The sequence below is a fragment of the Arthrobacter sp. Y3223164 genome, from assembly GCF_059091005.1.
Genome location: NZ_JBNHGF010000936.1, coordinates 1 through 338, shown reverse-complemented (window position 1 = coordinate 338; position 338 = coordinate 1). Strand labels below are relative to the sequence as shown.

1 pseudogene is annotated in these 338 nt (G+C 74.6%); it reads right to left on the bottom strand.

The features are described from left to right. Positions 1-312: pseudogene (locus AC5RUJ_RS18810) on the bottom strand (exo-alpha-sialidase); the annotation flags it as partial. Positions 313-338: the final 26 nt, after the last annotated feature.

Below are 338 nucleotides of genomic sequence, written 5' to 3'. Positions count from 1 at the left end.
CAGCCCGTCGAAGCGGACCAGGGAGCCGCTGCTCCCGGGATCGGACAGTTCGTCGACCGGCTGCAGCGGCCCGTAGCTGTGCCCGCCGTCGTCAGAGACCGCGGCCAACCGCCGGGGAGCAGCCCAGGTATGCAGCAGTACCCGGCCGTCGGTCAGGCAGACGGCGGCACCCCCGCCGTCCTCCGCGGCCGGGCCGGAGTCCTGCGCCGGCAGCGGCTTTCCCAAGGTCCAGGTGTCCCCGTGGTCGTCGCTGTAGCAGGAGGCGGCCCCCGCGCCCGCACCCTCGGCCATCACCGCGAACAGCACCAGCAACCGCCCGGCGTATCGGCCGGCGTGCA